Origin of the sequence: Stieleria magnilauensis (genome assembly GCA_007753675.1) — a bacterium.
GTDB classification, from domain to species: Bacteria; Planctomycetota; Planctomycetia; order Pirellulales; family Pirellulaceae; genus Stieleria; species Stieleria magnilauensis.
On the sequence record CP036432.1, the window covers coordinates 1,511,457 to 1,536,850 of the forward strand.

18 protein-coding genes are annotated in these 25,394 nt (G+C 58.0%); 5 read left to right on the plus strand and 13 right to left on the minus strand.

Going from position 1 to position 25,394, the window contains the following annotated elements; genetic code table 11:
* Nucleotides 1-56: 56 nt before the first annotated feature.
* The 4 genes from TBK1r_RS05600 to TBK1r_RS05615 form a co-directional block, all read right to left on the minus strand.
* Nucleotides 57-1,355 carry a sensor histidine kinase gene (locus TBK1r_RS05600; RefSeq protein ID WP_145207980.1) on the minus strand — a complete coding sequence of 433 codons (1,299 nt, stop codon included), beginning with the start codon at nucleotides 1,353-1,355 and terminating at the stop codon, nucleotides 57-59.
* A 359-nt stretch (nucleotides 1,356-1,714) separates the two neighbouring features.
* Complete coding sequence (locus tag TBK1r_RS05605; protein ID WP_145207982.1) at nucleotides 1,715-2,500, minus strand: SMC-Scp complex subunit ScpB; 786 nt, start codon at nucleotides 2,498-2,500, stop codon at nucleotides 1,715-1,717.
* Between the two features lie 12 nt (nucleotides 2,501-2,512).
* A complete protein-coding gene (locus tag TBK1r_RS05610; RefSeq protein ID WP_145207984.1) occupies nucleotides 2,513-2,707 on the minus strand; it encodes a hypothetical protein in 195 nt (64 codons plus the stop codon).
* Nucleotides 2,708-2,904: 197 nt separating this feature from the next.
* A complete protein-coding gene (locus TBK1r_RS05615; protein WP_145207138.1) occupies nucleotides 2,905-4,299 on the minus strand; it encodes an IS4 family transposase in 1,395 nt (464 codons plus the stop codon).
* A 403-nt stretch (nucleotides 4,300-4,702) separates the two neighbouring features.
* Between TBK1r_RS05615 and TBK1r_RS05620 the strand changes: the two genes are divergently transcribed.
* The 3 genes from TBK1r_RS05620 to TBK1r_RS05630 all read left to right on the plus strand — a co-directional run bounded on the left by TBK1r_RS05620 (nucleotide 4,703) and on the right by TBK1r_RS05630 (nucleotide 10,851).
* Nucleotides 4,703-5,995 carry an MFS transporter gene (locus tag TBK1r_RS05620; RefSeq protein ID WP_145207986.1) on the plus strand — a complete coding sequence of 431 codons (1,293 nt, stop codon included), beginning with the start codon at nucleotides 4,703-4,705 and terminating at the stop codon, nucleotides 5,993-5,995.
* 107 nt (nucleotides 5,996-6,102) lie between these two features.
* The gene (carB, locus tag TBK1r_RS05625) at nucleotides 6,103-9,348 is read left to right on the plus strand and encodes a carbamoyl-phosphate synthase large subunit (RefSeq protein WP_145207988.1); all 3,246 of its coding nucleotides are present in this window, start codon (nucleotides 6,103-6,105) and stop codon (nucleotides 9,346-9,348) included.
* Between the two features lie 9 nt (nucleotides 9,349-9,357).
* On the plus strand, nucleotides 9,358-10,851 hold the full coding sequence (locus TBK1r_RS05630) for a sigma-54-dependent transcriptional regulator (protein ID WP_145207990.1): 1,494 nt from the start codon (nucleotides 9,358-9,360) through the stop codon (nucleotides 10,849-10,851).
* Between the two features lie 56 nt (nucleotides 10,852-10,907).
* Here the strand turns inward: TBK1r_RS05630 and TBK1r_RS05635 are convergent, their stop codons facing one another.
* From TBK1r_RS05635 to TBK1r_RS05660, 6 genes are all read right to left on the minus strand, one after another.
* The gene (locus TBK1r_RS05635) at nucleotides 10,908-12,833 is read right to left on the minus strand and encodes a hypothetical protein (protein ID WP_145207993.1); all 1,926 of its coding nucleotides are present in this window, start codon (nucleotides 12,831-12,833) and stop codon (nucleotides 10,908-10,910) included.
* A 296-nt stretch (nucleotides 12,834-13,129) separates the two neighbouring features.
* Nucleotides 13,130-15,010 carry a HEAT repeat domain-containing protein gene (locus tag TBK1r_RS05640; RefSeq protein ID WP_145207995.1) on the minus strand — a complete coding sequence of 627 codons (1,881 nt, stop codon included), beginning with the start codon at nucleotides 15,008-15,010 and terminating at the stop codon, nucleotides 13,130-13,132.
* A 74-nt stretch (nucleotides 15,011-15,084) separates the two neighbouring features.
* Nucleotides 15,085-16,395 carry a Gfo/Idh/MocA family protein gene (locus TBK1r_RS05645; protein WP_145207997.1) on the minus strand — a complete coding sequence of 437 codons (1,311 nt, stop codon included), beginning with the start codon at nucleotides 16,393-16,395 and terminating at the stop codon, nucleotides 15,085-15,087.
* A 317-nt stretch (nucleotides 16,396-16,712) separates the two neighbouring features.
* Entirely contained in the window at nucleotides 16,713-18,155 is a 1,443-nt protein-coding gene (gene lnt, locus TBK1r_RS05650; RefSeq protein WP_145207999.1) for an apolipoprotein N-acyltransferase, read from the minus strand.
* 78 nt (nucleotides 18,156-18,233) lie between these two features.
* The gene (locus TBK1r_RS05655; protein WP_145208001.1) at nucleotides 18,234-18,599 is read right to left on the minus strand and encodes a hypothetical protein; all 366 of its coding nucleotides are present in this window, start codon (nucleotides 18,597-18,599) and stop codon (nucleotides 18,234-18,236) included.
* 92 nt (nucleotides 18,600-18,691) lie between these two features.
* A complete protein-coding gene (locus TBK1r_RS05660; protein ID WP_145208003.1) occupies nucleotides 18,692-19,531 on the minus strand; it encodes a DUF1559 family PulG-like putative transporter in 840 nt (279 codons plus the stop codon).
* 305 nt (nucleotides 19,532-19,836) lie between these two features.
* On the opposite strand from TBK1r_RS05660, the gene TBK1r_RS05665 reads away from it, so the two are divergent.
* Nucleotides 19,837-20,574, plus strand: coding sequence for a helix-turn-helix domain-containing protein (locus tag TBK1r_RS05665; protein WP_145208005.1), 738 nt, complete (start codon nucleotides 19,837-19,839; stop codon nucleotides 20,572-20,574).
* Here the strand turns inward: TBK1r_RS05665 and TBK1r_RS05670 are convergent.
* Nucleotides 20,524-21,963: a sulfatase family protein gene (locus TBK1r_RS05670; RefSeq protein ID WP_145208007.1), complete on the minus strand. Its 1,440-nt coding sequence runs from the start codon at nucleotides 21,961-21,963 to the stop codon at nucleotides 20,524-20,526. The two genes, TBK1r_RS05665 and TBK1r_RS05670, sit on opposite strands and share 51 nt — an antisense overlap.
* A 250-nt stretch (nucleotides 21,964-22,213) precedes the next feature.
* Between TBK1r_RS05670 and TBK1r_RS05675 the strand changes: the two genes are divergently transcribed.
* Complete coding sequence (locus TBK1r_RS05675; protein WP_145208009.1) at nucleotides 22,214-22,969, plus strand: hypothetical protein; 756 nt, start codon at nucleotides 22,214-22,216, stop codon at nucleotides 22,967-22,969.
* A 33-nt stretch (nucleotides 22,970-23,002) separates the two neighbouring features.
* Here TBK1r_RS05675 and TBK1r_RS05680 read toward each other — a convergent pair whose 3' ends face one another.
* Together TBK1r_RS05680 and ftsH are read right to left on the minus strand one after the other, a co-directional pair.
* A complete protein-coding gene (locus TBK1r_RS05680; RefSeq protein WP_145208011.1) occupies nucleotides 23,003-23,359 on the minus strand; it encodes a (2Fe-2S) ferredoxin domain-containing protein in 357 nt (118 codons plus the stop codon).
* Nucleotides 23,356-25,374, minus strand: coding sequence for an ATP-dependent zinc metalloprotease FtsH (ftsH, locus tag TBK1r_RS05685; protein WP_145208013.1), 2,019 nt, complete (start codon nucleotides 25,372-25,374; stop codon nucleotides 23,356-23,358). Before ftsH ends, TBK1r_RS05680 begins: the two co-directional genes overlap by 4 nt.
* Nucleotides 25,375-25,394: the final 20 nt, after the last annotated feature.

Sequence of the window (25,394 nt, forward strand, 5' to 3'; positions counted from 1 at the left end):
CCACCATCCTAATTCGACGGCATGACGAGGTGTAGCCACGCCGCGGCCACGATCGCTCAAATACTGACGGCGTGACAGAGATCCGGTTCGCTCTGGACCTTGTCGTAGCGGAACTCGTGTTCGATTCCTGCCATGGAAGTCCCGATTGTGAACCAGAAACAGGTGCCATCCTGATAACTCGGGTCGATCCAGATTCTGCCGCCGTGGGTTTCGACAATTTTTCGTGCGATCGTCAGACCGGCTCCGGAACCTCCGCCATAGGCATCGGCGGCGTGCAACCGGCGGAAAATCGTAAACACCTCCGGACGCATCCGCTCGGGGATGCCGATTCCATTGTCGGCGATGAAGAAAGCAGTCACCGCTTCGTCATCCGGTCCGATCGGCTTGGTCTGAAATCCGACCTCCACTGTTTTCGATTCGTTGTCGTTGTACTTGATGCCGTTGGAGATCAGGTTTTGGAACAACTCATTGAGCAGCACTGGCGCTCCGTTGGCCGATGGCAGCTGCATGCTTTGGATCGACACTTTGCCCGACGCGAACAAGGCAAACAGGTTTTCCTTGACGTGACCGACCACCTCGTTCAGGTCGACCGACTGCAGGCGATCGACCACGCTGCCGACTCGGGCGTAGTGCAACATTTGATCGATCATGGTTTGAGCGCGATCGGTCAGCCGCCGAATCAGTTCCAGTTTCTCTTTCGCCGCATCGTCCAACTGGTCGCCGTAATCTTCGACAAAGAACTCCGTCAAGGAACCGATCCCGCGAATCGGTTGCTTCAGATCGTGTGATGCGGCGTAGGCGAATTCTTGCAGCGCTTCGTTGGATTGTTCCAATTCCGAGCGATACGTTTCCAATTGGTTGGTTCGGCCACGCAACTCGATCAGCGACGTCGTCTGGCGACCGAGTGCTTTGAGTGACAGGAGCTGTTCGGGGGACAGTTCGCGGGGGATCGAATCGATCACGCAAAGGGTTCCCAGGGCGACTCCATCGGGCGTTACCAACGGCGATCCGGCGTAGAAGCGAATGTGCGGTGCTCCGGTGACCAGCGGATTGTCCAGGAATCTCGGATCTTGCGTCGCGTCACGGACGGCCAGCACCTCGTCTTGATTCAAGATCGCGTGGGCGCAAAAAGCCGCGGAGCGATCGGTCTGGCCGACATCTACTCCGACCCGCGCCTTGAACCATTGGCGATCGGCATCGACCAAACTGACCAATGCAATCGGCGTTCGGCAAATCCGGGAGGCAATGCCGACGATGTCGTCATACTCTTGCTCGGGCAACGAGTCGAGAATCTGGTAGTCGGCCAGAGTTTGCAACCGAACCGATTCATTTGCTGGAAGTGGCGCCGCAGGCATGGGAATTCCGGGTGTGTCACCGAACGACGAACGGCGGTCGATGAGGCCGGTGTCGGTGACGAATTACAAATGGGATAGAACTGCCCAAGCCTAGCTTTCTCTGTTGCATTGAAATCATGTTGGCGGGTTTTCGCCCCATCTCGGCCACTGACGCCCTTGCTACCCGGACGGATCAACCGGGTTGGAAGGGGGATGAGGCGGAGGTGAGTCGGCCGGTCGGCGGCGTGTCCGAAAACCCGCCAGCCATTTGGTTTTTCGGGTAGGCGGTAGTGGACAAGGCGACGAGTCTTTGCCAATCTGCCGACGACGGAGGACTCGTCGCCTCGTCCACTACCACAAAATTGAGCTTCGGTAGACCACTAGTGCCCGAGGAAGCTCTCGTCGACCAGGGGCAGGTCTTCGAGGGTCTCGAGCCCGAACAGGGTGAGGAAACGCTCGGTGGGGTAGTAGTGCGGGACTTTCCGTCCGCCCTCGGCAGGTGCTTGGCGTTTCATTTCCAGCAGTCGGCGGCGGACGAGTTGATTGAGCAGCGCGCCGCTGTCTTTTCCACGTTGATCTTGGACGGTCTGGGCGGTCACCCCCGGCTGGTAGGCGACCAGCGACAACACTTCGACGGCGGCTTGGCTGAGACGCGCTTCGCGAACCTTGCCGAGAAACGAATGGCGGACTTTTTCGACCGCGGGGGCAATCGTCATCCGATAGCCACCGTCTTCGTCTCCGATGATGCGCAACGCTTGTTCGGCTGACTTGTAGGACTGGTTGAGCGTGTCAATCATCTCGGTCACCTCCTCTTCGGTGACCCCGCGCATCAGCGACGCCAGGCGGGCGGCGGTGAAGGATTGATTGTCCGGATGCCCGACGAACAGGGCGGCTTCGATGATGCCTTCGGGATGGACGGTTTCGTCTTCAGCGGCCGAGTTCTCCGTCGACGCACCCGGCGCTGGTTCGTCGTCACTGTCGCTGCTCGGCGCAGCTTCCGGCACCGCAAACGTCTCCGGATCATGCGCCGCGGCGGCGCGCGCGTAGGCCGCTCCGATATCATCGAGCGAAAACTCGCCAAAATCAGCATCGTCCTCCAAGTACGATTCGGAATTCGACTCGTCGGGGGAGTTTGATTCTGCCGAGGGGTGTTCGTCGTCGTTCATTGCGGGACGCTCCTAATTGCGGTCTCGAACCCAGGCGACGAATCGACCGATCTGTTCGTGTGCGAGCAGAGATTCGACGGTGTTGTGATGGCAGCGACGGGGAATCAGGTGGTGCTCGGTCGTCCCACGCCGGGTGACGCGACCACACAAGGCACAGGGTTTTGGAGTGGCGCGGGACTTCGCCGCGTTGGCATTTGACCGATTCATCTTCGCATCGCACTTGCGGTTTGTCATTTTTATCGACTTTCCCAGATCAACGCGACATGTTAGCCCGGCGGATCAGCGAAGCACGCCGCGCGGCCCCTCGCCGACACGTTCGGGCTAGAAACCAATGCCGCTCAACCGACAAGGTTTTGACCAGCGCAGGGCCCGCAGGCTCGCGCCCAATGCCACCTACTTTGTGGTCATTCGGGTGGTATATCATCGGGCTGCTGTTTTTTTCTTCGAAGTGACTTCTGGAATTTCGTTGTCTTTTGGCGCCGCGGGTGGGCTATGCGTGGGTAGCTGCGAGGCAATTTTCGATTGGGAAGTTTGCGGCCCGCTGCGCTCACCAAAGCGCCGTGATAAGCCAGCCTCCATTCCTCCAGGGTCGTAAGCTTTTCACGTAGCAGATGATGCTTGAACGTCGTCCAAACTCCCGTGAAGCTGAGCTCGCGAGGGTCAACTCGAATCAATTTCGCTGCTTGTTTGCGTAGCTGAGCGACAAGATTATAAGCGATGATCGATCCCATTAGCTCCTTCATCACCGTGTCGACACTCTTGGCGCGAATGTTTTCTGTGTCCATCGTCACTTTGACATCGCGGATATCGAACTCCACATCGTAGCGACGAACGTACAGGGCAGCGGCCGAGTGAGCGTCCGTCTCAAGGCTCGTCACGATCTCCAGCGTGTCTCCATTTTCAAGTTCAATTTGGTGGAGAAAGACTTCGATAGACGTGTCTTTACTAAGATCGAGATTGGTTCGGCGGTCCTTCGGTGTCGGCCGCCAAATCAAGTGAAACGTCTTGTACCCGTCCCCTTGGTCGACCAACGTAGCCGACTTGCGGTACGACCTGAATCGCTGTTTGGTCAGCCGCAGCACGAAGTCTTGATGATGTAATTGGCAGTGGTGGGCGACATTAAAAATCCCAAAACCGCTATCAGCCAGAACGATCGAGCGTTTCGGGAGTCGTTCAATAATCGGCTTGGCTTGCTCAAGTTCACTTTTGTTGTCCGCTCCGTACATCGGATCGACTTGCGGCAACAACGCGCACCCGGTCTGCATTTCATTTGCGACCAGCAATCTCGCAATAGGCCAAACCGTCTCTCCGTGTTGGTTGGACGCCGGCGGGAACGCTTTCTGAAGTGCTTCGGTCGGAGGAAGCGTGATCGTCGTCCCATCGATAATGAATACACGTCGATCGAGAAAGGCTTTGGGAGCGCGGGAAGCAAGGTGATCGCAGATTCGATGGGAAAACTCTTCCACGACAGCGAGCGGAATCCTTTTTCTGGCGGCGTTGTAGGCCGAATTGTTTTCGGAAAGGCGATTCTCTTGAACCCTTCGATTGTCAGGCAAAATATCCGTATGATTTTTGAGCAAATCTGCGACGGCATCGGTTAGTGAGATGCCTCCTTCGAGCCGTTGTAAAACGAGTAGCCAGAGGGTCGGGGCCTGCGTATAGACCATCCGCGCGTTGGCACAATCGTGATCTTCAAAGACCCGTTGTAGTTTGGGTAATTCAAGAAGCTCAGCCAGCAACGCTTTGGCTTTGCCAAAGCGAGACTCTTCATCGGCACCGAGTGTCGTCGGGTCGACCATGGCGATTCCCAGTCAGAAAGGCAGTAAGTGTAAACTTACCTGCCAGGCGCAAAAATCGTGCCAAAACCGGGTTTTTGGGACCGCGCCACCCGATAGGGTCCAGAATAGGTGGCATTGGGCTCGCGCCAAACGGCTAATCATCGATGGATATCAGCCGGTTCGCGCCAGCGCGAGCGGCGGCCCTCGATGTCGATTGAGCGGTATTGGGCTAGAAACGACAAACCGCTTGCGGGAGTGATCAGCGGCGAAACTCATTTTTGGCGGTCTGGTCCGATTGGGCAATCCTCGACGGCAAAGTCACGCGGCCCCCAGGCGACTTTACCGCAATACCTTCGTGTCCGAGAGTCGCTATGATAGCGGGCAAGTTGATTTCTGATTCGCACTTTTTTTGAAGTCGTCGCCGATGTCCAAAGCAGTTCGCCTTGATGTGATGATGTTTCTGCAGTTTTTTGTCTGGGGGGCGTTCTTCGTCCCGATGACGAGTTACTTGCAGCAGATTTTTGCCGGTGAGGAGAACCTCAATACGATCATCGGTGACGTCTATTCGACTCAAACATGGGCGGCGATCTTTGCTCCGATCATCGTCGGGTTTGTCGCCGACCGGTTGTTCAACAAAGAGATCATCAACGGAGTGCTGCAGATTGCCGGCGCCGCGATGCTTTGGTGGTGCAGCACGATCGTCGACTCACCGACCCAATTTTACTGGGTCATGATGGCGTTTTTCTTGTGCTACATGCCGACCTTGGCGCTGGTCAATGCGATCACGTTCCAGAACGTGGATTCGATTGAAAACGATTTTCCTAAAATCAGGTTGTGGGGCACGATCGGCTGGATCGTTTCGGGGTTGGTGGTTTCACAATCCATGTTCGGGCTATTCCCGATCCCGGTGCTTCCCGGAGTGGAAGACGCCGGCAGCACGAATTTGCCGTTGCGTCTCTCGGCGGTCGTCGGCCTGATTTACGGGATCTATTGTTTCACGCTCCCCAAGTCACCGCCGCAGGGACGTGACAATCCGGTCAGCATCGGCAAAGTCTTGGGATTGGATGCGGTTCGACTGTTCCGCAATCCCAGCTATCTGGTCTTTGCGGTCTGCTCGTTTCTGATTTGCATTCCGTTGGCGTTCTACTACGCCCGGACGTATGACTTCGTCGAAAAGATGGCGTTCGGCAGCGACAGTGCGGGGGTGATGGCACTCGGTCAAGTGAGTGAAATTTTCTTCATGGCACTGGTCCCGTTCTTCCTGGCCCGCTTGGGCGTCAAGTGGATGTTGCTGGTGGGGATGTTGGCATGGGCCTTACGTTACGCACTGTTCGGATTGATGCCCAGCAACTCAGCGATGTTGGTCCTGGGGATCGTCTTGCACGGGATCTGCTACGACTTTTTCTTTGTGACCGGGCAACTCTACACCGATCGCATCGCACCGAAGGAAATTCGGACCAGCGCGCAGGCGTTGCTGGGATTGTTGACGTACGGCGCCGGGATGCTGGTCGGGAACCTGATACACGGTCCCTGGGGCGATTACATCCATCTGGACCCGACCACCTCGGAAGGCTGGGCGGCGGGGGCGGCCGAGTTTTGGCTGATGCCCGCGGGATTGGCGCTCGGCGTGTCGGTGCTGTTCTTTGCCACGTTCTGGGACAAGTCCAGTGCGGCCAAGGGAAATAACGCGGTCGCCGCGGACAGTACGACGGCTTAGCGGACAAATCCCGGTTTTCTGGTGTTGCCTATCCTACGCAAGACGGTGGTTGATCTGATATCTTTCCCGAAATTTGGAAACGATCTCGCTCTCTACCGGAAAACGACGTGCCACGACGCGACGACATCAAAAAAATTCTGCTGATCGGCAGCGGGCCGATCATCATCGGCCAGGCCTGTGAATTCGACTATTCCGGCACCCAGGCGTGTAAAGCCCTCCGCGAAGAGGGATACGAAGTGGTGCTGGTCAACAGTAACCCGGCGACGATCATGACCGACCCGGCCACGGCGGATTCGACCTACATCGAACCGCTGACCTGGCAAATGGTCGAAAAAGTGATCGAAAAAGAACGCCCGGACGCCTTGCTGCCCACCCTGGGAGGTCAAACCGGCCTGAACGTTGCCATGGACCTGGACGCCAACGGCGTGCTGGAAAAATACGGCGTCGAAATGATCGCCGCCGACGCCAAGGTGATCGCCAAGGCCGAGGAACGCGACCAGTTCAAAGAGGCGATGGAAAAGATCGGCCTGGACGTCTGCCGCGGCCATGTGGTGCACAACATCGAACAAGCCCGCGCGGCGATGGAAGACGTCGGCTTGCCGGCCGTCGTCCGCCCCAGTTTCACCATGGGCGGCAGCGGCAGCGCGATCGCCTACAACAAAGACGATTTCGATGCCCTGGTCAAAAGCGGCCTCGACCAATCGCCGGTCACGGAAGTCCTGATCGAAGAATCGATCATCGGCTGGAAAGAGTACGAGATGGAGGTGATGCGCGACAAAGACGACAACGTCGTGATCATCTGCAGCATCGAGAACTTTGACGCGATGGGCGTTCATACCGGCGACTCGATCACCGTCGCCCCGGCCCAAACACTCAGCGACAAAGAATACCAACGGATGCGCGACGCCTCGTTGGCCGTGATCCGCGAAATCGGAGTCGAAACCGGCGGCAGCAACATTCAATTCGCGATCGAACCGTCGACCGGACGAATGATCGTGATCGAAATGAACCCCCGCGTCAGCCGCTCCAGTGCCCTGGCCAGTAAGGCCACTGGATTTCCGATCGCAAAGATCGCCGCCAAACTTGCCGTCGGATACCGACTCTGGGAATTGCCCAACGACATCACCAAAAAAACCAAGGCCTGCTTCGAACCGACGATCGATTATGTCGTCACCAAGATTCCGCGGTTCGCCTTCGAAAAGTTCCCCGAAGCCGACGCGACGCTGATGACGCAAATGAAAAGCGTCGGCGAAACGATGGCGATCGGACGCACGTTCCGCGAATCGTTGCAGAAAGCGATGCGTGGATTGGAAGTCGGCGCCTTCGGACTCGGTAGCGACAACCGCGATCTCTGGGGTACCGAAGACCGACCCGACCTGGACACCATCCGCGCCAAGCTTGGCACCCCCAATGCCGATCGAATCTTCTACTTGCGCTACGCCATCAAGGCGGGCATCTCGATCGAGGAAGTGCATTCGCTGACGCACATCGATCCCTGGTTCCTGGACCACCTTTCGGAAATCATTGAACACGAAGAGGAGATTCGCAAACTCGGATCGCTCGAGGCGATGGACCGAGAGCGGATGTGGAACGCCAAACGCGACGGTTTTTCCGACCGACAAATCGCCCACATGCTGTCCTCGACCGAATTGAAGGTCCGTCAACATCGTTTGGTTTTGGGCATTCGACCGGTCTTCAAAAGCGTCGATACCTGCGCCGCCGAATTCGAAGCCTACACGCCGTACTACTACAGCACCTACGAGATCGAAGACGAATTGCCGCCCAAGGCGGATCAAAAACGCGTCGTGATCTTGGGCGGCGGGCCGAACCGGATCGGGCAAGGGATCGAATTCGACTATTGCTGTTGCCACGCCAGTTTCGCGCTGCGTGAAATCGGTTACGAATCGATCATGGTCAACAGCAATCCCGAGACGGTCAGTACGGACTATGACACCTCGGACATCCTGTTCTTTGAACCGCTGACGATCGAAGATGTGTTGAACATCTGCGACGCGACCCAACCCGACGGCGTGATCGTTCAGTTCGGCGGACAAACGCCACTGAATCTGGCTCGAGGACTGCAAGAGGCCGGTGTCCCGATCATCGGCACCAGCGTCGACACGATCGAAGCCGCCGAGGACCGCGAGCGTTTCCAACAGCTGATCAACGACTTGCAATTGCGGCAGCCGCCCAGCGGCATCGCCCGCAACATGGAAGAGGCCCGAAGGGAAGTCAAACGCATCGGCTATCCGGCGTTGGTCCGTCCCAGTTTCGTACTGGGCGGTCGCGCGATGGAGATCTGCTACGACAAGGCACAATTCGAACGCTACGTCGCCGAAGCATTCATCGTCGCCGACGGACAACCGGTGTTGATCGACCGTTTCTTGGAAGACGCCACGGAAGTCGATGTCGACGCGATCTGCGACGGCGACGACGCCGTCATCATGGGAATCATGGAGCACATCGAAGAAGCCGGGGTGCACAGCGGTGACTCGGCCTGTGCCATCCCGCCGTTTTCGATTCCTCAAGAAGTGCTGGCCGAACTGCGTGAAGCGACGATCAAGTTGGCCAAATCATTGCATGTCGTCGGGCTGATGAACATTCAATTCGCCATCAAGAACGAAGAGGATGGGCCCAAGGTGTATATCTTGGAAGTCAATCCGCGGGCGAGTCGGACGGTGCCGTTTGTCGCCAAAGCCACCGGGGTCCCGGTCGCCAACTTGGCCACCAAGGTGATGACGGGAATGAAGCTGGCCGAACTGGGGATCACCCAAGAACCGATCCCCAAGCATGTGTCGATCAAAGAAAGCGTTTTCCCGTTCCGCAAATTTGCCGGCGTCGACATCGTGTTGGGCCCGGAAATGCGGAGCACCGGGGAAGTGATGGGGATCAGTGAAAAGTTCCCGCTGGCATTCGCCAAAAGCCAGCTCGCTGCCGGGGTGACATTGCCCACCGAAGGCAAGATCTTTGTCAGTCTGAGTTCACGACACAAAGGTTCTGCGGTCAGCTTGGGCAAGGACTTGCGTGCCTTAGGATTTGAAATCCTGGCGACCAGTGGAACCGCGGCGCGTCTGGAAGCCGAAGGAGTTCCGGTAACGCGAATCAAAAAGCTGGCCGAGGGGCAACCGAACTTGATCGACTATCTGAAGAACGAAGATGTCGCGTTGATCATGAACACGCCCAACGGCAAAGGGGCGCGGACGGATGAAGGACGCATTCGTGCCGCGGCCGTGCAACAAGGAGTGCCGTGTATCACGACGATCGCCGCCGCCGAAGCGGCCGTGCGTGCAATGCAAGCCCTGGGAGAGGACGTGATGACCGTTCAATCACTCCAAGAACGCTACGCGGAGTAATCGATCCCGATGTCTGATTCTCAATCGCTCAAAAAGTCAACTGGCAAACCGGATTACGACCCGTCGACGTTTCGTTTGCTGGTCGTTGATAACGAAGCGGCACATGCGCGAGCGATGACGGAGAGTCTGGAGAAGGTCGGCTACAAGTGCACCGTCGCAACCAGCGGCCCCGAAGCGGCGACGTTGATCGAGCGTGACACGTTTGACATCATCATCACCGACATGGTGATGAACGACGTCGACGGGATGAAGCTGTTGAAACTGGCCGGGCAACGGCTGCCCGACGCGGAAGTGGTGATGGTGACCGGTCACGCGACGGTCCCCATCGCCGTCGAAGCGATGCAGCAGGGCGCGTTCAACTTCCTCGAGAAACCGATCACGCCGAGCCGGCTGCGTGCGATCGTCGAAAAAGCCGTCGGCGCGGTTAGCTTACGCCGCCAGAACACCGAACTGATGTCGCGATTGGACGAGCGATTCGGGTTCGAAGGCATCATCTACACCAGCAAGAAGATGCAGCAGGTGATCGATCGGCTGCGTCGAATCGCGGCGACCGACGCGACGGTTTTGATCACCGGCGAAAATGGGACCGGCAAAGAAATTGTCGCCCAGGCCGTTCATCAAAACAGCCCGCGGCGAAACAAGCCGATCGTGGCGATCAACACCGGGGCGATCGCAGAGAACCTGGTCGAGAGCGAATTGTTCGGACACGTCAAAGGCGCCTTCACCGGTGCCGATGCCGACCGCATCGGTGCGTTCGAATATGCCAACGGCGGCACGTTGTTCCTGGACGAAGTCGGTGACATGCCGATGAGCACGCAGATTAAATTGCTGCGAGTCTTGGAAGAAAGCAAAATCACTCGCGTCGGCGACAATAAAGCGATCAAGGTCAACGTCCGATTGATCTCGGCCACCAATCGCCCGTTGGAAGCGATGATCGACGCCGGCACCTTCCGAAGCGATCTTTACTTTCGTTTAAAAGTCGTCACCGTCGAATTGCCGGCGCTGCGGGAACGCCGCGAAGACGTGATCCCGTTGATGGATCATTTCCGCAAGATGTTCTTGCGCCGTCACGACAAACCCGCGGCGCACTTCACACCCGCGGTCACCAAACGTTTTTTCGCTTACGATTGGCCCGGCAACGTGCGCGAGTTGCGCAACTTTGTGGAAATGATGGTCGTGCTGGACACCGATGGCAAACTGGATGTCGAAGACCTGCCGCCTGAATTGGTCGACGACGAAGCTGGTGAAAACGCGGTCGAAGAAATCGCGTTGCCAACGATCAGCACCGACGCCGATTCGAATCTGATCGGCCAACCGCTCAGCGTGATCGAACGCTGGGCGATCGAGAAGACGCTTCAATTGACCAACGACAACCGCGAAGAAGCCGCCAAGATTCTCGGTATCGGCGCCCGAACGCTCTATCGACGGTTGGACCAGTACAAAAAAGAAAGCGACGAAGAAGGCGGTGAGTCCGGCGACCACGCCTCGGACGACGACGTTTAGCAACGGGCGATGAAGGAGTGTCGTGGATCGCTCCGTGATCCACGACAATGCGACTCTTATTTCCCGTTCGTTGCTGTCGTCGACAACGCGTCCAGAATCGCCTGCTTGCTGGGGTGGCCATCGGCCAGTTCCCGCAACTGCTTTCGTGTCAAGGTTTGGCGGCCCGGCAGACTGAATTCGGCGAATTCGTCCACCGCGATCACGTAGCTCACGTCGCCCAAGCGATCGGCCTCCACAACCTGCCACGGCGACTGCGGATTCTCTCGCATTTGCGGCGGGCGCACGTACTTGGCGTCTAGCTTGACCATCCGGACACCGAGGGTGGCCCACAATCGAGTGGTATTGACGACGGGGTCATACAAGACCGGTACGGACACGCGAGTATCGACGGCAAGGTCGCGATGGGCGAGATCGGCCAACCATGCTTCGGCGGCACTGTAGGCGGCATCGACATCGACGGCTTCCTCGTCACTGAGTTCGGGCGCCAACCCGATGTCTTCACAAGCCAACAGATAGAAACCGTAAAACACCTGCTTCATCGACGGCAGTTCGGTTTGCAGATCGCTTTCCCGTTGGCCGTCTTCACGCCAGCCGTGAAGCTGCCCCAGATCGGCGTCGCCGTTGACCTGCAGGAAAGATTCAAGAAAGGCGTAACTGCGTGCGGTGCGCAGGTAAAACGTCGCACAGGGTTCGACCCGCAACCGCGGCCGGATCTTGCGTGGTGGTACCGCCGCGGTAGCCTCAATCCGTCCAAGTTGTCTCGCGTGCGTTTCGCGTCGTTTGGTGATCATCGCCTGAAAGGCTTGAATCAATCGACGCTTGTACTTCGCCGTCAGCAGCAGCTTTTGGCTTTCCTTGCCACGCGTCGGTAACAGCATCGTTTCCAACGCATGGATCTGGTGATCGTACCAACCGCTGTCTTGACGCGGTGTCAGGTCCACGTCTCCCGAGCGAATTTGCCGAATCAGCTCCACCATCAAATTCGTCTGTGCCGCCGTGCCGGTGGAGAAGAGCCGGTTGAACAATTCCGATTCACGGCTGGTCGACGCCGGCAGCACGCTGACCACCGGAAGCAGCACGTTGTGCTGTCGCGCCAGGTCCGCCAACTCCGCATCGGCTCCGATCAACTGGTCCAGGTTCAATCCATCTGCTGGGTTGGTCAACTTGGAATAAAAGTCGATCAATTCCAGGTAGTCCCGACGCAGCGTTTCATCGGACGCGAGAACATCAGCGATCTCCCGCGGTATCGCGACATTGGCATGTTCAAAGCCGTGTTGCAAGAAACGAAAGAACTTCCAAACCCGTCGCAAGTCGTCGTTCCAAGTGTAGAACGAGATGGGTTTCGAACGTGACGGATCCGCTTGAAACTCTTCGAGCCAATTCTCCGTAGCGGCTTGCTGGTGTGCGTCCAACTGGACCGGTCGGTCGGCCAACTGCAGCGCCGCGGCGAGAAACCCACGGGCCTGACTGTCCGGCGGCAATGCAGAGAACAACGCTTCGACAAAATCCACCGCCGATGGAGAAAAGCCAGCATCACCGCGAAAGCAGGCCAGGTCCAATGCCGCGTACAGTCCGTCATCGAATTGTTTTGCGAATCCATCGAGCATGTTGGCACTCGGCAGCACCATCAGCCCGCTGCTTTCGGATTCCCGGATCGCATCGGCGTAGGTCGCGTACAGCCGCAACATCGCGGTGTCTCGGTCCGGCCGGATGTCGGGACAGTCCAATTGAATGACGGCCGCGCTGTGGTTGATCTGCCAACCCTCGTAGTCTCGGCGATCGACCCGTTGCGGGTCAAAGTCGGGACGCAGGTCTTCCAACCGATCATCCACGAGCGTCAAATCGTCCAGCGGATCAGGGCTGGGGTGGACGTCCGTGTGCTCGATCGTGACATAGAATGCGTTTCGCCACGCCCCGTAAGCGATGACTGCTCCGACTGTGATCAACGCCAAAACGACCAGCGAAATGGACGGCTTGCTCATCGCTCTTCTCCAAGGATTGCGAACATTCAAAATGGAATGGTGTGGGCCCATTCATCGGTATGACGAACAGCTCACCCATTCGGATTTCGAAATCCCGGAGGTTTTTTGACCCTTTGCAGGAGTTGCAGAGTTTGATGGAACCCGATGCGCACTTCCGCTGAAGCCCAGAGGACTCGCGCAGCGCACGCCAGTGGCGTCACGCCCGATCAAACCGAGGTTGATACCGATAGCGGAACGGCGGGCCGGACCGGAGGGCTTGCGCCCTGCCGCTACTACGTTGATGGGCCGCGTCCGTTTCAGGACCCCGACATCAGCCGGCTGACGTCGACACCTTTCTTACGCAACTGTTGTGCGATTTCCTCTGCCGCGGTCGTCGCGTCGGCCTTGATGGCCGGGATCGCTTTGGCATCGAGGGCCAATTTCAGCCCCGCGACGCTCGGATGCAATTTCAAGACGTCCAACACAAGCTTTTGTTCATCGATCCGGCTCGCAACCTCCAACGCCTGTTTGCACATCTCGGCACGGTCGCGCTCCGGCATCGAAAACTTCCTTGCCAGTCCGATGTAGCCACGCAGCGCACGAACCTGATACTTCTCCGCCGGCGCGGTCGTGGACAGGTCTAACAAGACCGGTGCGGCGTCCAAGTTGTTCCACTTGCCCAACAGACGGCTGGCGGTGTCTTGCAATTCTGGATCAGAACTCTTGGCCGACGTGGCGAGCGTCTGCAATGCGGTCGTGCCACCGACATCGCTGAGTATTTCAAGCAAGACCGTTTTCGTGGTTGCCGGTGCGCGACTGATTGCCGAAGCGAGTTCCGCCGCACAGGCTTCACGATCGGGCATGCGGACGCTTGCCGATTTCAGAGCTTGGCGGGCAATCGCTGCATCTTCCGCACGTTTCGGAGCAACCACTTGCTCGATCAACAAAGAAACTTTCTCCAGGCGGACGGTTTCCCCCAGTGCGATCAGGGCCGCGCCGCGGACAGCGGAATCTGAATGATCGAGCGCGCGGACCAGATCGGGAACCGCATCGATGCGTCGGCTGCCGACCAGATCGATCAGCAGCGGATAGCTGTCTCCCGTTGCGTCGGGCAGCATCGCAACAATTTTCGCGTCGACGCCTTCACCAGGTAGTTCGGCCAGCGTGTCCTTGGCCGCTTGGGCAAGCTCTGCGTCTTGGTCCAATGCAATCGTCAACAACGGCGAAAGAACAGAAACGTCCCCCACGCGTTTGAGCGCATCGATCGCCGACTCTCGGACTTGTTTGTCACCGGTTTGTGCGGCCTGCAATACAGCATCCAGCACGACCGTTTCGGATCGATCTGCCATCGCCTGGACGATCAACGCGGCCCGCTGCGGTGTCGCTCGTGTCAACTCCTCCGCCAGGGCTTGGTCCACTTCGCCGCCGGGAAACTCCCGCGCCGTGCCCAGCGCAAGCTGAAATAGTTTTTTGTCGTCGGACCGAAACGTCTCCATCAACAACGCGATCCCGTCTTCGTTACGGGACAAGATGGCACCACGGGTGGCTTCGACGATCCGTTGCATCGGCAGTTCGGCCTTGCGGATCTCGTCATAGATCTCCGTCGCCGCACCCGACTTGTCGTCACCGTGCAGCCGTTCGGCACACAGCAAGTAGCCTTCAGCGACAGCATTACGGACATCGCCGGATGCGGTTTGCAGGGCTTGCTGAAGCAATTGGGTTGCGGCGTCATTGCCGATCCGCCCTAATGCCACGGCCGCGGCCGAAGCGACTTCGGGATCGGTGTCCTGTAGACGTGCGCCCAATATCTCGACCGCACCGGCGTCCTGACGGACACCGATCGAGTTGATCGTGCCGACAAGGAGTCTGCCGTCGAGCGTCTGAGTGGCCAACCGCAAGGCTTCGTCAGCATCATCGCCCGGAATCACCTCCAACGCGATACGGGACCACGAGGACAATTGTGGATCGGAAAGCAGCTTGGCCAATTCAGGAACCGCGGCGTTTGATCCATGGATTGCCAGCTTTTTGCAGACAATCGCCTTTTCGCCGCCCGGTGCATCGGAGCGGAGGACGGCGAGCAATTCGGCTTCCGTTTCGGCGGCTGAGATCGGAACGGCCGCGACGGACAGGATGGCAAGCGTCGCGATGGACGCAACGAACAACGTCAAGCTGCGAAGGTAAGGTCGAGTCGTATGCATGGGAGGGTGCTTGGAGCGATGGGGATGAGTGTGAACGAAACAATCACAGGCCGTCAGCCTGGTTCACGAGGGCACTACAGCCGCCACGGTTCGCGAAGCGCCTCGGAGCGCATTCGATTGGCTTGCTCGTCGTTGATGAATTCGTGCGTGGCGTTGTCGTAATTGACTTGGCGATCCAAATACAGCGCGATGTTTGCTGCGTGACACGCGATGTGCGCGTTGCAGGCCGCATCGGCGTTCCCCTTGGGCTGCCGCCGCGTCTTGACACAATCCAGGAAATCGCGGACGTGGAACGTCGCCGGGTAGCCGCCGATTTCGGCGACCTCTCGACCGGCAAGCAATTCTGGAGAACTCAACACCATCTTTCCACTGTCACCGGCTTCGACCCAGCCCGTTTCGCCTTCGAAGCGTACCGGGCAAGACCCCAGCGGGATCCAGCCTTTTTCGCGAAAGATCAACTCGGTGCCGTTCTCGTAGCGGGCTACCAACTCACCGTCTTTCGGCGGGTCGTATTGAACAGGTGGTGGGCAATCATCGACGGCCCACTGACAGAGGTCGACACAGTGTGATCCCCATTCCAACACGCCCCCGCCGGAGAAGGCACCGACGAAGCCGCCGCCTTTTTCAAAATTAAAACCGTCCAACAACTTTTTGTTGAAGGGGCGCCAGGCGGCCGGCCCCAGGTACATGTCCCAGTCGACGACTTCCGGATCGGGTTCCGGCTCCGGTCCCAACCAGCCACTCATCAAAGCATTCATTCCCATCGGGTGGGCGTAGACTTTGGTCAGTTTGCCGAGCTTGCCGGTACGCGCCAACTCACAGGCGAATGCGAAGTGTGGCAGATTGCGGCGTTGCGTTCCGGCTTGGAACACGCGTCCGGTGCGGCGCATCGTTTCGGCCAGGATCAAACTCTGCGCGATGTTCTTCGTCACGGGCTTTTCGCAATACATGTCCTTGCCCGCTTTGGCAGCCGTCATCGCCGCGGTCGAATGCCAGTTCGGTCCGGTGGCGATCAACACCGCATCGATGTCGCTGCGGTCGAGCAGATCACGAAAGTCACGATAGGTCTCGCACTTCTGATTCCCGTAGTGGTCATCGACGATCTTTTTGACTTCGCCACGACGTTTCTGTTTGACGTCACAGACCGCGACAAACTGCACGTCTTTCTGCGGCAGAAAACAACTCAGATCGTAGCCTCCCCGACGGCCGATCCCGATTCCGCCCACGACAACGCGTTCGCTGGGCGGGACCGCCCCGTCCAACCCCAGCGCTGAACTGGGGATGATCGTCGGTGCCGCGATTGCAGCGCCGGCCGTCGCCGCGGCAGTCTTCAAGAAACCTCGGCGAGGCGTTTGGGTGGGAGACTTCACTTGCTTATTCGACATGACCTACCTTCCTGATCGTGTGGATCGTTCAACCGCAGGGACCGCTGATCGCTGGGAGATTGCATTTCCCATGCCGTCAGCATAGCCGTGTCGCGACGGCCATTCCACAGATGGACCAGAATTGTGGTTGCAAACGGATCGCTTTTCCGAACCGCTTCATCAGCAGTGCGAAAGTCGCACGCATGGCGCGCTCAATCACGCACGTCGTCGCATTTGTGATCACGGGCGTCACGCTAATTGGCGACACGATAAAGGAGCGGGGAAAGTCGATCGTTGCACTACTCGACTGCCGCAACGTCTGTCGTCCTGAACCACCGTTAGCGATACGGAACATCAGCCACCAGCACCGCCTCGACGCCGCAGGGCAGTTGTTTCACGATTCGTCCGTTCGGATCGATGACGCAGGTGATGCCAGTGGACGAACAGCGGAGAAACCACGTTCGATTTTCGACGGCGCGTAGGCGTGCTAGTCGCAGATGCTGCTGCAGGGTGGTTGGGCTGGTGAAGGCCGACGCGTTGATCAAGCCGATCAACACGTCCGCACCCGATCGAACATTCGCCGACGCGATCGCCGGGTCGGTGTCTTCATAGCAGACGGTCACGCCGATCTTGACTCCCGTAGACAGCTGCAACGGAGCATAATCTACGCCCGGAATCAAATCGGTGTCGACGGCCAGCCACTCGCGAAACCAAGGAACCAAACGTTCCAACGGGACATACTCGCCGATCGGCATCAAGGTCCGTTTGGACGTGCGACCGACGATCTGTTTCTCGGAATTGATCAGGAAGGCACAGTTTCGATAAGGCCCGCGATCACGCCCCCCTTCATCGTACGTTTTTCCTCCGGCCAATAAATGCGAGCGATTGTTGGAGTAGGGATCGAGCGCGGGGTTGGGGGCTTCGGAAAGCTCCGTCGTTCGTTGTTCATCGCGAAAGTCTTGCAGCGAAGAGTGATAGATCCCGAGCGCCGACTCGGGCCAAACGAACAGATCAACCGGACCTTCAACGGAATCGGACAATTCACGCAGACGCTCGATGGCTCCCACCACGGTCGGATCCACCTGCACGATCGCGACTCGCAGTCGAGCGCCGGTGGTTTGCATCGCCGCGATCCGATGCTCGCGAACCACGCCCCAAATCAAACACGCGGCCACCATACCGCTTGCCGCGGCCAACGACCTCCAGCGAGGCGCTGCCGATGCGGCCATTCGGTCGGGCCAAATCAAAACCGATCCGTAAACAACCGTGACGTTGAACAGCATCACCAAGGCGGCGACGGCCGAGGTCCCAGCCACCTCGGCCAGCTGGATGACCGGAGGATAGTCCAAATAGGTGTGCGCGATCGACCAGGCAAACACCTTCGGCCAAAACCGCTCCGCCAGAATCCAGATCGGAACGAGCAGAAAGATCCAGTTTGGTCCGCGCCGCCAGAGTGTCGACGCGGCGACTCCGAATCCATAGAACGGCAGCGCCTCCCAAACGAGAAACAGCAGGAAACCGACGATCGAACCGAACACGCCCAGATGGGTCGTTTCGTAGATCGTTCGTCCGGCCCAGTGAAAGGCGATCAACAAATGGATCAAGCCGCTGAGCCCGGTGACACGGCCGGCTGCCTTGCGATGTCGCACGATCGCCATCCGAATCAAGATCACCCAGCCGAGCGAATTGAGTGGACCGGCCAGCGGGACCAGCCAGGCGACTGCCATCAGCAACGCCGACAGCAGGATCAGAAAGGGGGAGGAAACGAGCGAGCTGGACATGGAATGCAGCGAAAAACGGGGCTTGCGGGACGGTTTTTTATTCCATCCCGCCAGCCCCACGACGCTTGGGTTGTGCAACTAGAGGTTGATCTGCGTCCGTTTGCCTTTGGCGACAGACACCGTCGTGACGGTGAATGCGGAAACGTTCACAGACGTCGTTCCCGGAGCAACCAGTGTCGTCGCGACCGTGTGCGAACCCGTTCTCAGGTTCTTGAACTCCGTCGATTCGCCGGGGTTGAGAATCTTGCCACCCCGGGCCGTAAACTCGCGCGCGGTGGTCGCCGCCTGGAGCGAGGCGCTGGGGTCGACCGCGACCAGACCGATTCGAGTCGATGAGGTATTCGTAAACCGAATGGAACCGTTCGACTTGCTACTGCCGCCTGCTTCCGCGACCGAACCGAGTGCAGCGACCAGTGCCATCGTCAAAACAACATGCTTAAACATTGGGGGAATTTCTCTCTGAATGAAAAAGTTGAACTGTCTCGGACACACGAAAAACGCAATGGGATGTCTTTCAAGATCTCCTTGCAAGTGAGTTAATCAATCGCCGGTATCACTTCACGACCGTTACGAGAACACAATGCACCGATCAGTGACGTGTCCATCGACTCCGTCAAAAAGTGCACCGAACCGTCGGCAAAGACGACTTGCGCCCCGGCAGGATGACGGCTGAAGATTTCGCCACTGGCGTCGACATTGATGCCACCGTTGTCATGAGATATCGCGTTGCGGCCGTCAGCCCAAAGACCGTGTTCAGCAGGCATGCGATCGACAACTTCTGCGATCAGCATCGTTTGGCTGGTCCCATCGACGATCTCAGTTAGCCGTATCGGCGACCGTCGCTGGGGCGAGGACCCGATCAACACGCCGTTGTTGATATCCAGTCCAGTCAGGGAACGCCCGCTGGCAAGTGCGCTTCCCATCACGCCCGCATAATCCGTGTCCCCAGGGAAATCCCAGACGGACGAGGGACAGCGCAAAACCGGCAACACGGTCTCGGACAATTGCTGATTTCGAGCCGGATCATTCCATGCTTTTTTCCGGTCCCACTGTACAGCCAGTTCGGACCGTTCCAGTTGACCAAGCACCGCGGAGGCCCACGATTGGTTTCTGCCTTCGCCGCGATCGTTTCCAAACGGCAGGCTGCCGGAAAGGTCATGGAACAGTTGCAACGCCAACGCTTGCTGGCGCAGATGATTCGAACACGTGACACGCCGTGACTGTTCACGCGCCGCTTGCACTCCAGATGACAGCAATGCCACCAGGATGCCCATGACGGCGATGACCACGACCAGTTCGATCAACGTAAATGCACGGCGTGAGCGAATCGTTGACGGTTGTCCTTGCAGCGTGCCGATCCGGTGCATGCGTCGCATCGCAGATTAAAGGGAGGGAGGGAGGAAGGGAGATCAACCGCCCAAATCCGACCGACGATTCTATAACACCGTTCGCCTGACCGGATCGGGATCTTGTTTCGTGCGATGATCATATCGATCGCGTTGAGATCTCCAAGACGCAGAATAGGAACGGTAGAGGAACGGTTTACCGCCGGTCGGATTTCCAATAACGTGGCACGGCGCCCCTTGTGGCGGAACACGGCCCCCGCGATAATTCGACGTTGGGCTGCCTACCATGCGTCACTCACGACCGTTTCTGGCCCACCTTCAAGAAGGCGTCCGCGATGACATTGTTGGATCATACTTCTTACCGCATCCGTGCCAACCGACTACGAACACTGCGTGCCGAAGTCGGTTTGAGCCAAACGGCACTCGCCGCAGTGGCCGGCTACTCCTCACGCTTGATTCGCAAAGCGGAATCCGTCGGACGATTGTCCGGTGCAGCGATCGAGGACATCGTCCAAGCACTTCGGGAACGGGGAGCCGACGTCCAAACCGGCGACCTGTTGTTTGATGAACTGCTCACCTGCAAACGGTTCATGGAATCCTTCGAAAAACATGCCGCTGCAGTGCTTCATCATTGCACTGAGTTGCTCGCCGATAACTTTACGTTTCGATCGGCGGGGAACTTCTGCCATCCGCTGTTCGTCGCAGAAACGGGCAAGGAAGGATTTCAAGTCTGGCTGGATCGCTTCTTCGGCCTCTTTACCCGAGACCCAGGACATCCATTGTCACCACGGTATTTGGTGGCCGATCACGGGGTCACCGCCAGATTCGACGAGATCCTCATCCGGTGCGGTCAAACCAGCCCTCGCATTTGGGTGAATTTCCACTTCGAAATCCGCGGCGGATTGATCCATCGACTTGAGAACCAATACGACACGCAGGCGATGATCGATTTCTTGAATGACGATTTCCTGAAAGACAGTGCAACGCAATTGCGTCAACCCTTGCGGCACATCGTGCATGAATCAATCATTCGGGTCGACCAAATTCTTCCAGTCCGGATAGATGGGGCGTGATTCGGTGTCCCGGCTGCCGCGGCCGACCGGCGCCGGTGGGCATTGCTCGATCACACCGACGAGCTGCTGCCGAACCTGTCCTACCCGCGGCGCCAAGTTGCTCTGGCCAAGGTCCTTCGATTCGGTTAAGTCGACGGGGACGTTGTAGAAACGCCCGTCACGGTACAGTTTAAAATCCTGGGTGCGAACGAACTGCCCCGGCGTCTTATTCCAATACGGTTGGTAGTGACACAGCACCCACTGCCGCGGATTGCCTTTGTCGCCTTGAAGCTGCGGCAAGAAACTGCGTCCATCGATCGGATCTTCGCGGCCGAGATCGATTCCGGCTGCGGCGGCCAGGGTCGGATAGAGGTCGGTGAACTCGATCAGATCATCGAGCACCAACCCCGGCGGTGTCGTTCCCTTCCACGAGGCGACCATCGGAACATGGGTCCCCATGTCGGTCATCCCGCCCTTGCCACCCTTGATGATTTGACCGTTCCATCGTGAACTGATCGAGGTGTTGGTTCCGTTGTCGGCGGTGAAGAGGATGATCGTGTTTTCAAGCTGGTTGAGTGCGCGGACCTGATCGACGATTCGACCGACAATCTTGTCCATGTACTCGACCATGGCGACAAAGTTTTCCTTTCGTGCCGCTTTGTCTTTGGGCGGTTTGTTGGCAGCTTGGGTTCGCGGGTCATCACCGATCGTATCGGGTGTTTTGACGAACGGGTCATGCACCAGCATCATCGGGTAGTAGACAAAAAATGGATCCCGCTGGTTCTCACGCATGAAGTCGCAGATGAAATCACACAGCAAATCCGGTCCATACTTTCCCAAGTTCTCGTCAACGCTTTGCATCCGGCCGTTGCGTTCCAGCGGAGGACTCCAGAAGCGTTCGCCTCCGCCCTGATTGATTTGCTTTCCCGTGGTGACCTGCCACAGATACGACTCGTCAAAGCCTGCTTTTTGGGGGCGGGTCGGATCGTCATGACCCGGAAGTTTGTTGTACAAACCGTTGAGTTGCCATTTCCCCGCGATCGCTGTCTTGTAGCCGGCGGACTTCATCAAGTGCCCCAACGTCTTTTCGTTCGGGTCCAGATAGCCGAAGTGCGTGTAGTTGCGAAAGTTGTATTTGCCCGTCATCAGCTTGACGCGACTGGGCGTACAAATCGGTGTGGAGTAACAATGAGTAAAACGGACTCCATCGGCGGCCAGGGCATCGATGTGCGGTGTAGAATAATCTTCGGCTCCATAGCAGCTGAACGCTTCCCAACTGACGTCATCGGCCATGATCAAGATCACGTTCGGCTTTTCGCCGACTCGACGGGCCGATGCTTCATCCGCCACACTGGCGTTGGAGAGGCCCATCAAGGCCAGAATGCCCAGGGCGGAAACAATTGATTTCATGGCAGGTCTTTGATCGATTCGGGGATTCACGAGACGCAGACGGTACGCCTACCAACTTAACTGCCGCGGAGGGCCGAGTCACGTCAACGACGAGGCAGTGGGAAATCTTGACACAAACGGTGCAAAGATCGACGTGGAAAGCACGCGGTGCCATCGGTTCACCGCAGCGTCGCTGTGGCCGGGGCGCGCCCGGTTTCTTGAGCCTTGATGCCTACAGAGCGTGCAGATCGTCGACGTTGAAGGACTTGCCATGAAACCCATTCCAATCCCACATGCCGAAACCGCGTCAAATCGGGACTGGATCGGTCGACTGATCGAGGTCATCTGGCAGTCGGGCCGGGCGATCTTCCTCATCTCGCTGGGATCCGTCTTGGGTGTGATCGTGTTCTCGCAACTCGGCGTCATCGCTTGGTTGATCGGATCTTTTACCTCCCTGCCGACCAAGCAAATTGCGGACGTCCTGCCCGCCGCGGGTTGGTTCGTTGGATTCCTGGTCGGTTTGGTTCAGAGCGTCTCGTCGTTCAAGAAGTCGATCAGGGCAGCGGACGAAGATAAGACTTCCGAACAGGATGACGATCGCGACGACGATGACGCGGCCGACCCCGAATCGTCACTCGGCTCAGCAGGCCCCGAGCCACTCGCCGACCCAATCGGATTGAAGGCGAAATCAATTCGAACGTTGCGTGCAGGCGGGATCGGGCTCTTGCTGGGGCTGATGCTGGGAATGTTCTTGTCCCTGTATTTGATCATCGTCAGCACCGCCGGCATCTTGTCTCCGTTGGCCCCTGCAAGTTGGCGAGACGGATTTCGCATGCAGGCGGCGGACCACCAAGGAGACGATTCGCGGTCCCGGCGACTGCGACAACCCGACCGCGACAACGGAATCAGCTCGGGAGCCGAATTCTGGCATCCGGTTTACGGATCGATTCTCAAGTGGACGGTCCCCAGTTTCGCGATTGCGGGATGCGTGTTTTGCATCGTTGCGAAAGAGGAAAAGCCCGAGTGAGGATTGAATGTCCTGCCCGCCCCGATTGCCCGCTTATGAAGGGGCGGCAATCACGTGGGACTGAACGACGGATCCTTGACCGAGGTGTTCGTCAAAGATCCTGTCGATGATCTCCGGCGTGCAGTCACCGTACCAGATTCCATCGGGCAGCACGCCGACAATCGGACCTCCCTTGCAGACGCCGATGCAGCCCGCCTTGATCCGCAAGACAACGGATTGGCCGGCCTTGCGCCGCAGCTTGCAGCAGTGCTTGATGTGCCGCCACGTTTCCTCCATCGCCTTGCCCCCGCAGCACTTGGCGGTCTTGCGATCCATGCACACGACCAGCGTGTACTCGACCTGGTGCAGGCGAAGTTTCGTTGCTTTCTTACGGGCGGAGCTTAAATTCATTCGTCACGATTCACGACGGGATTCGAAACCCCCGGATCGTTGACTTCCGGTGAGGACACGGTCCCGGGGATCGGCTCTTCCTCCGACTTCATCTTCTGCTGGATCGATTCGCCGATCAGGTCCGTGATCTGTTGCTCATCGAGTTCCTCTTCTTCCATCAGAGCGCGGGTGATCTTTTCCAGATCTTCGCGGTGCTCGCGCAACAGTTGCTCGGCGCGTTGGTCGGCTTCCATCAGGATCCGCGAGACTTCTTCGTCGATCAATTCTTGCGTGTGTTCGCTGAATTGTCGCGACTGATGCATCTCACGTCCCAAGAACGGATCTTCGTCGCTGGTCTTGTAGCAGACCGGACCGAGCTTCGGGCTCATGCCCCAATGCGTGACCATTCGGCGAGCGATGCTGGTGGCGCGTTCCAGGTCGTTTTCCGCCCCGACGGTCGGTTCGTCATAGACGATCTTTTCCGCAGCCCGTCCGCCCAACAGAACGATCAGCTGGTGTTCCAGCTCTTTCTTGCTGACGTTCAAGCGATCTTCGTTGGGGACATACTGCGTGACGCCTAGAGCGCGACCGCGTGGAACGATGGTGACCTTGTGCACGGTGTGTGCACCGTCCAGATGCCAGGCGGTCAGCGTGTGTCCGGCTTCGTGATAAGCGGTTTTCTCTTTCTCGATCCCACGGAGCACTTCTTCGCGTTTGGCCCCCATCAGGATCTTGTCGCGGGCGTAATCGAAATCGTTCATGTCGACTTCTTTCTTGTCATGGCGGGCGGCCCACAGCGCCGCTTCATTGACCATGTTTTGAATATCAGCGCCCGTCAATCCGATGGTTCCCGCGGCCAAGCGATCCAGTTTGACATCATCGGCCAGCGGGACATCGCGAACATGGACCTTAAAGATCTCTTCGCGGCCTTTCATCGTGGGCCGATTGACTGCGACGTGACGGTCGAAGCGACCGGGACGCAACAGGGCGGGGTCCAAGACATCGGGCCGGTTGGTGGCTGCCACGACGATCACGGCTTGGCTGGGCGTGAACCCGTCCATCTCACCGAGGATCTGGTTCAGCGTTTGTTCACGTTCATCGTGTCCGCCGCCCAAGCCGGCACCGCGCTGGCGTCCGACCGCATCGATTTCGTCGATGAAGATGATCGCGGGGCTGTTCTGTTTCGCGGTTTGGAACAAGTCGCGAACCCGACTGGCCCCGACGCCGACGAACATCTGGATGAACTCGCTACCGTTGACGGAGTAAAACGGCACCTCCGCTTCACCGGCAACCGCGCGAGCCAACAAGGTCTTTCCGGTTCCGGGCGGTCCATTGAGCAGGACGCCCTTGGGAACGCGTCCCCCGAGCTTTTGGAACTTGTCGGGTGTTTTCAGATAATCGACGATCTCTTGCAGGTCCGCCTTGACGCCTTGCAAGCCAGCGACGTCGTCAAACGTGACGGTTTTCTCGTTGGCTTCGAAACGTTTCGCCGGGCTCTTTCCAAACCCGGACAAAAACCCGCCGCCCATGATGTCGTTGCGTGTGCGACGAATCATCATGAAGACGAACAGGAACACCGCCAGCGGCAGCCCGATAAAGATCAACAGATTGACCAGTTCACGCGTGTTGTCCGGCGGCTGGAAATCATACGGAATGTCCGCCTCGATCAGCGCACTTTCGATCCGCGACGACGATTGCGGATCGAGCGAGATGTTGAAATAGAACTTTTTCTTCAGCTTGACCGGCTTTCCGTTGTCATCCTTTTCAACCGTCTCGATGCCATCTTTGATGACCGGAGGTGCCTCGGGTTCGTTTTTGAACGTCCCGACGACGGTCTGCTCGCCGATGCTGACCTGCTCAATGTTTTTCTTGGCCAGTTGGTCGCGGAAAAAGCTGGCCGTGATCTTGGATCCGGGGTCTTCGGTTCGCCAGAAAAGGATGGCGAATCCGATCGCCAGCACCACCGCGATCAGCAATCCGTTATTGCGACGCGGGGGAGGTGCGTTGACGTCTGTCTCTTCGCGACGATTTTCCATAGTGGTATTTCGATCGAAAG